The following is a 6,796-nucleotide window of genomic DNA, read 5'->3' on the forward strand; positions in this document are numbered from 1 at the left end:
CCCGACCGGCTGGCCGCCGCCCGCGCCGTTCTGGACGAGCCCGGCGTGACGGCCGCCGCCAGCGCCCCCCCCGGCCGGCTGGTCATCCGCCTGCTGGCCGTCGATGGCTGGCCCCTGCGACGGCAGATCAACCGAGTGCTGCGCGCCTTGCGCCCCGATCCCCTTCCCCGCATCTGGCAGGTCTGACGATGAACCTTTCCCCCCGCGAACGCGAGAAACTGCTGGTCTCGGTGGCCGCCATGGTGGCGCGTGGCCGCCTGTCGCGCGGCGTCAAGCTGAACCACCCCGAGGCGATCGCGCTGATCACCGATTACGTGGTCGAAGGCGCGCGCGACGGACGATCCGTCGCCGACCTGATGCAGGCGGGCGCCCATGTGATCACCGCCGATCAGTGCATGCCCGGCATCCCCGCCATGATCGAATCCGTCCAGGTCGAGGCGACCTTTCCCGACGGGACCAAGCTGGTCACCGTCCACCACCCCATCCGCGAGGCCGCAGAATGAACGCCCTGATGAAACGCCTGACGCTTGCCGCCACCCTGCTGCCCTCGGCCGCGCTGGCCCATCCCGGCCATGTCCACGATGAGGGCCAGCTCATCCACGGACTGGCCCACCCGGTGGGCGGGGCCGATCACCTGCTGGCGATGGTGGCGCTTGGCCTGCTGGCCGCGCAGTTGGGCGGGCGGGCGGTCTGGGCGCTGCCCGCGACCTTCGTGGGCGCGATGCTGGCGGGCGGCGCGATGGGCGCGGGCGGCATGGGCTTGCCAGTGGTCGAGCCGATGATCCTGGCCTCTGTCGTGATCCTCGGCGTGCTGGTCGCGATGGCCGCGCGTCTGCCGATGGCGGCGCTGGTCCCGATGGTCGCGCTGTTTGGCGCGGCCCATGGCTGGGCGCATGGGGCCGAGGGTCCGGCGACCGGCCTGCCCCTCTATGCGGCGGGCTTTGCGCTGGCCACCATGGCGCTGCATCTGGGCGGCATCGCCTTTGGCCGCCTGTTGTCGCGGGGGCTGGAGCTGCGCGTGTTGGGCGGCGGCACTGCGCTGGCGGGCCTGGCGCTGACGGTGGCGTGACATGATTCCGGGTGAGATCCTGCCCGCCGAGGGCACCATCGCGCTGAACGACGGACGCGCGACGATCACGCTGATGATCGCCAATACCGGCGACCGGCCCATCCAGGTCGGCAGCCATTACCATTTCGCGGAAACCAACGCCGCGCTGGACTTCGACCGCGCGGCGGCGCGCGGCATGCGCCTGGCCATCCCCGCAGGCACCGCCGTTCGGTTCGAGCCGGGCCAGTCGCGTCAGGTCACGTTGGTGGGCTATGCGGGCGACCGCATCGTCCACGGCTTTCGCGGCCAGATCGGGGGTGCGCTGTGACCACCCTGTCGCGCGACGATTACGCGGCGCTTTACGGCCCCACGAAAGGCGACCGCATCCGGTTGGCGGACACGGAAATCATCATCGAGGTCGAGCGCGACCTGACCATCCCCGGAGAGGAGGTCAAGTTCGGCGGCGGCAAGGTCGTCCGTGACGGCATGGGCCAAAGCCAGATCACCCGCGCGGGCGGCGCGATGGACACGGTCATCACCGGCGTCGTGGTCTTTGACCACCAGGGCATCGTCAAGGCGGACGTGGGCATCCGCGACGGCATGATCGCGGGCATCGGCAAGGCCGGCAACCCCGACACCCAGCCCGGCGTCACCCTGATCATCGGCCCCGGGACCGAGATCATCGCCGGAGAGGGGCGCATCCTGACCCCCGGCGGCTTTGACTGCCACATCCATTACATCTGCCCGCAGCAGGTGGACCACGCGCTGCATTCCGGCGTCACGACGCTTCTGGGCGGCGGCACCGGGCCCGCGCATGGCACGCTGGCCACGACCTGCACGCCGGGCCCGTGGCACATCGCCCGCATGCTGGAGGCCTGCGCCGACCTGCCGGTCAATATCGGCATCGCGGGCAAGGGAAATGCGTCGATCGCGGCGCCGCTGGAGGAGCAGATCCGCGCGGGCGCCTGCGCGCTGAAGCTGCACGAGGATTGGGGCACCACGCCCAAGGCCATCGACACCTGCCTGAGCGTCGCCGACGCGATGGACGTGCAGGTGATGATCCACACCGACACGCTGAACGAATCGGGCTTTGTCGAGGACACGATGGCCGCCATCGGCGGACGCACCATCCACGCCTATCACACCGAAGGCGCGGGCGGCGGGCACGCCCCCGACATCATCCGCATGGTCGGCATGGCGAACGTGCTGCCGTCATCGACCAACCCCACGCGCCCCTACACCGCCAACACGGTGGAAGAGCATCTGGACATGCTGATGGTGTGCCACCACCTGGACCGCCGCGTCCCCGAGGACGTGGCCTTTGCCGAGAGCCGCATCCGCAAGGAGACCATCGCGGCCGAGGACATCCTGCACGATCTGGGCGCGTTTTCGGTGATCTCATCCGACAGCCAGGCGATGGGCCGGATCGGAGAGGTGATCATCCGCACCTGGCAGACCGCGTCCAAGATGCGCCAGCAGCGTGGGCGGCTGGCGGAGGAGCAGGGCCAGAACGACAACATCCGCGCGCGCCGCTACATCGCGAAATACACGATCAACCCGGCCATCGCGCATGGGGTCAGCGGCCATATCGGCTCGATCACCCCGGGCAAGCGCGCCGATCTGGTCCTGTGGTCGCCCGCCTTCTTCGCGGCCAAGCCCGAGATGGTGCTGGTCGGCGGGCAGATCAGCGTGGCGCAGATGGGCGATCCGAACGGCTCGATCCCGGTGCAGCCGATCTTTTCGCGACCCATGTGGGGGCATAACCGCCGCGCTTCGGCGCTGTTCCTGTCGCGTGCCGGTCTGGAGGCCGGGGCCGGAGAGGCGCTGTCCAAGACCCTGATCGCGGTCGAGAACACCCGCGACATCGGCAAGCGCGACATGGCGATGAACGACGCCATGCCCGCAATCGAGGTCGATCCCGAGACCTACGAGGTCCGGGCCGATGGACAATTGTTAACCTGCGAGCCCGCGACGGAACTGCCGCTGGCACAGCGCTATTTCCTCTTCTGAGAGGGAGGACCCCACCATGATCGCAACCGCACATTCCATCATCCGCAACGCCCCTGCACCATTCGACGCCGAGGTCAGCCTGGACTATGAAGGCCGCCTGCTGCGCCGCAAGCGCCTGTCCTGCGAGGGGGGCGACTTCATGGTCGACCTGCCCGAGGTCACCAGCCTGGACGACGGCGACGCGTTCGAGCTGTCCGACGGCCGCCAAGTCGTCGTGCGCGCGGCGCCGGAACCGGTGCTGGTCATCCGCGGCAACCTGCCCCGGCTGGCCTGGCACATCGGCAACCGCCACACCCCCTGCCGGATCGAGGCCGACCGCCTGGTTATCCGCCAGGATCACGTGCTGGAGGCGATGCTGAAGCAGCTGGGCGCGGACATGTGCCGCAAGGACATGCCCTTCCGTCCCGAAGGCGGCGCCTATGGCCACGGCCGCACCTTCGGCCATGACCACGGCCCCGCAACGAACCACCCCCATGGCGCGGGCGAACACACGCATTCCCACGCGGAAAGCCATAGCCACGCGCATGCGCATGCCGAAAGCCACAGCCACGCGCATGACCACGCCTGAGGCCGCCCGCCTGCAGCTGTCGCAACTGCTGTCGCCCGCCTTTCCGGTGGGCGGCTTTGCTTGGTCGCAGGGCTTGGAATACGCGATGGACGGAGCTTGGGTAACGCGCGCGACGCTGCCGCAATGGCTGGCCGATTGGCTGGACCACGGCGCGGGCTGGGCCGATGCGGTGCTGCTGTCGCTGGCCCTGCGGCCTGATGTTGACCACGCAGATCTGGACGACCTGGCCCGGGCGGCCTGCATGAGCAGCCAGCGCCTGGCCGAGACCACTGAGCAGGGCGCGGCCTTCGCCGCCAACATGGCCGCGCTGACCGGGTCGCCGCAGCCGCCCGTGGCCCTGCCCGTCGCCATGGGCCGCGCCTGCGCCGCCCTGCCCCTGCCTCCGGCAGAGATCATCGCGGCCTTCCTGCAGGCGCAGGCGGCGGCGCTGATCAGCGCGGCGGTGCGGTTCCTGCCCCTGGGCCCGGTCGAGGGACAGCGAATGCTGGCCGCCCTGCAGCCGCGCATCCTGGACCGGGCCGCCTGCGCCGTCACGGCCATGCCCGACGATCTGACCAGCGCCACCTGGGGCGCCGACATCGCCGCGATGGCCCACGAAACCATGACCACAAGGATCTTCCGCTCATGAGCTTGAATGGCCCTCTCCGCGTCGGCATCGGCGGTCCCGTCGGCGCCGGCAAGACGACGCTGACCGAACAGATCGCCCGCGCGCTGGCCCCCCGCCTGTCGATGGCGGTGATCACCAACGACATCTATACCCGCGAGGATGCCGAGGCGCTGATGCGCGCCCAGGTCCTGCCTGTCGAACGCATCCGCGGCGTGGAAACCGGCGGCTGTCCGCATACCGCCATCCGCGAGGATGCCAGCATCAACCTCGCCGCCATCGCCGATCTGAACGCGGCCTTCCCGGATCTAGAGCTGATCCTGATCGAATCGGGTGGCGACAACCTGGCCGCGACCTTCAGCCCGGAACTGGCCGACCTGACGATCTATGTGATCGACACGGCCGCGGGGCAGGACATTCCCCGCAAGCGCGGCCCGGGCCTTGCGCGGTCCGACCTCTTGGTGGTGAACAAGACAGACCTGGCCCCGCATGTCGGCGTCGATGCCGCACTGCTGGAAAAGGATGCACATGAGGCACGGGGACCCCGTCCTGTGGTCATGGCCCAGCTGCGTCACGGCCGCGGCGTGCAGCAGATCGTCGATTTCCTGGTCGAACAGGGCGGCCTGACGCCTCGCGCGGCGTAACTTTGCCCGGCGGGCGGGCATTTGCCCCGCCCACTGCCGAAGTCCGCGCCACTGCCTGCGCGGGGCGCGCAGGGACTGCTGAAATCCTGTCCAACTGCCCGATTTTCCCCTCTTTCTGCACATGCGAAGGCCGCGCGCCTTCCCAAGGACAACAGGGACACCGGCCGACGCGCCGGGGGGAAAAGGGTAACGATGACCAAGCTGACCAAGATCCTGATGCTGACCAGCGCCCTGACGCTGGCCCACGCCGCCCATGCGCAGGAGGGCGAGCCGATCAAGATCGGCGTGCTGCATTCACTGTCGGGCACCATGGCGATCTCGGAAACCACGCTGAAGGACACCGTCCTGATGCTGGTCGAACAGCAGAATGCCAAGGGAGGCGTGCTGGGACGCCCGCTGGAAGCGGTGGTCGTCGATCCGGCCTCCGACTGGCCGCTGTTCGCCGAAAAGGCGCGCGAGCTGCTGACCGTCAGCGACGTGGACGCGATCTTCGGCTGCTGGACCAGCGTCAGCCGCAAGTCGGTCCTGCCCGTGATCGAGGAGCTGAACGGCCTTCTGTTCTATCCCGTCCAGTACGAGGGCGAGGAATCGTCCATGAACGTGATCTATACCGGCGCCGCCCCGAACCAGCAGGCGATCCCCGCCGTCGACTACATGCGCGACGAGCTGGGCGTGGAAAGCTGGGCGCTTCTGGGCACCGACTATGTCTATCCGCGCACCACGAACAACATCCTGGATGCCTATCTTAAGGATAACGGCACCGCACCCGAGGACATCTTCGTCAACTACACCCCCTTCGGGCATTCCGACTGGTCCAAGATCGTGGCCGATGTCGTGGCGCTTGGCGCGGGCGGCAAGAAGGTCGGCGTCGTGTCCACCATCAACGGCGACGCGAACGTTGGCTTCTACAAGGAGCTGGCCGCGGCCGGCGTGTCGGCGGACGACATTCCGGTCATGGCGTTTTCCGTGGGCGAGGAGGAGCTGTCGGGCCTGGATACCGCCAACCTGGTCGGCCACCTGGCCGCCTGGAACTATTTCCAGACCGCCGAATCGGAGGCGAACACCGCCTTCATCGAGGAGTGGAAGGCCTTCACCGGCGATGCGGACCGCGTGACCAACGACCCGATGGAGGCCACCGTCATCGGCTTCAACGCCTGGGTCGCTGCGGTCGAGGCTGCGGGCACCACCGACGTGGACCCGGTTCTTGACGCGATCGTCGGCGTCGAGGTGCCGAACCTGACCGGCGGCACGGCCACCGTCCTGCCCAACCACCACATCACCAAGCCCGTCCTGATCGGAGAGATCCGCGAGGACGGCCAGTTCGACATCGTCAGCCAGACCGACCCCGTGCCGGGCGATGCTTGGACCGACTTCCTGCCGGAATCGGCGGTGCTGGACGCCGACTGGCCGGGCAAGGACTGCGGCATGTTCAACACGGAAACGGACAGCTGCGTCCAGGTCCAGTCGAACTACTGACGTGACGGTCGGGCGGCCCCGCGCCGCCCGGCCCTTCGTGCGAAGGAAGCCCCCGTGATCCGCCATCGTCTTCTTGCCTGCGCGCTTGCGCTGATCCTGCCGTGGTCGGCGCAGGCCAACCCGGCCCTGCAAGCCGTCATCGACGCGAACCTGGACCAGATTGAACGTCCCTCGCGCCAGACGGTCGGGCCACTGGTCGACCAGATCGCGGCGACCGGCCCCGAGGGCCTGGCGATGCTGCAGGCCTGGGCCGACCGCAGCCTGGGCCTGACGGAAACCGGCCAGGTTCTGATCATGGACGACGACACGGCCACGGACGCTGTGACCGGCGATGCGGTCGCGGGGGCCGATCCGCGCATGCTGCGCCCCAATTCCGGCGTGCGCGGCGTGATCGAGGCGGCGCTGGCCGCGGGCGCGCTGACCGACCCAGACCCCGCGCGGCGGGC

At 68.9% G+C, this 6,796-nt stretch carries 8 protein-coding genes and 2 pseudogenes; all 10 read left to right on the forward strand.

What is annotated here, in order from left to right:
- Positions 1-186 (forward strand): annotated as a pseudogene (locus FHD68_RS16765) (urease accessory protein UreD); the annotation flags it as partial.
- Positions 187-188: 2 nt separating this feature from the next.
- On the forward strand, positions 189-503 hold the full coding sequence (locus FHD68_RS16770) for an urease subunit gamma (RefSeq protein WP_046000035.1): 315 nt from the start codon (positions 189-191) through the stop codon (positions 501-503).
- A complete protein-coding gene (locus tag FHD68_RS16775) occupies positions 500-1,069 on the forward strand; it encodes a HupE/UreJ family protein (RefSeq protein ID WP_244297919.1) in 570 nt (189 codons plus the stop codon). The genes FHD68_RS16770 and FHD68_RS16775 overlap by 4 nt, the downstream gene beginning before the upstream one ends.
- A 1-nt stretch (position 1,070) precedes the next feature.
- Entirely contained in the window at positions 1,071-1,376 is a 306-nt protein-coding gene (locus FHD68_RS16780) for an urease subunit beta (protein ID WP_045981756.1), read from the forward strand.
- Positions 1,373-3,058, forward strand: coding sequence for an urease subunit alpha (gene ureC, locus FHD68_RS16785; RefSeq protein ID WP_127897884.1), 1,686 nt, complete (start codon positions 1,373-1,375; stop codon positions 3,056-3,058). The genes FHD68_RS16780 and ureC overlap by 4 nt, the downstream gene beginning before the upstream one ends.
- Before the next feature lie 16 nt (positions 3,059-3,074).
- Positions 3,075-3,626, forward strand: a complete 552-nt coding sequence (locus tag FHD68_RS16790; protein WP_127897883.1) for an urease accessory protein UreE — start codon at positions 3,075-3,077, stop codon at positions 3,624-3,626.
- Positions 3,613-4,254, forward strand: coding sequence for an urease accessory protein UreF (locus tag FHD68_RS16795; RefSeq protein ID WP_127897882.1), 642 nt, complete (start codon positions 3,613-3,615; stop codon positions 4,252-4,254). Before FHD68_RS16790 ends, FHD68_RS16795 begins: the two co-directional genes overlap by 14 nt.
- Entirely contained in the window at positions 4,251-4,874 is a 624-nt protein-coding gene (ureG, locus tag FHD68_RS16800) for an urease accessory protein UreG (protein ID WP_127897881.1), read from the forward strand. Before FHD68_RS16795 ends, ureG begins: the two co-directional genes overlap by 4 nt.
- A 216-nt stretch (positions 4,875-5,090) precedes the next feature.
- On the forward strand, positions 5,091-6,350 hold the full coding sequence (urtA, locus tag FHD68_RS16805; protein ID WP_208863797.1) for an urea ABC transporter substrate-binding protein: 1,260 nt from the start codon (positions 5,091-5,093) through the stop codon (positions 6,348-6,350).
- Positions 6,351-6,404: 54 nt separating this feature from the next.
- Positions 6,405-6,796 (forward strand): annotated as a pseudogene (locus tag FHD68_RS16810) (urea ABC transporter permease subunit UrtB); the annotation flags it as partial.

The sequence above is a fragment of the Paracoccus marcusii genome, assembly GCF_006151785.1.
GTDB lineage: Bacteria > Pseudomonadota > Alphaproteobacteria > Rhodobacterales > Rhodobacteraceae > Paracoccus > Paracoccus marcusii.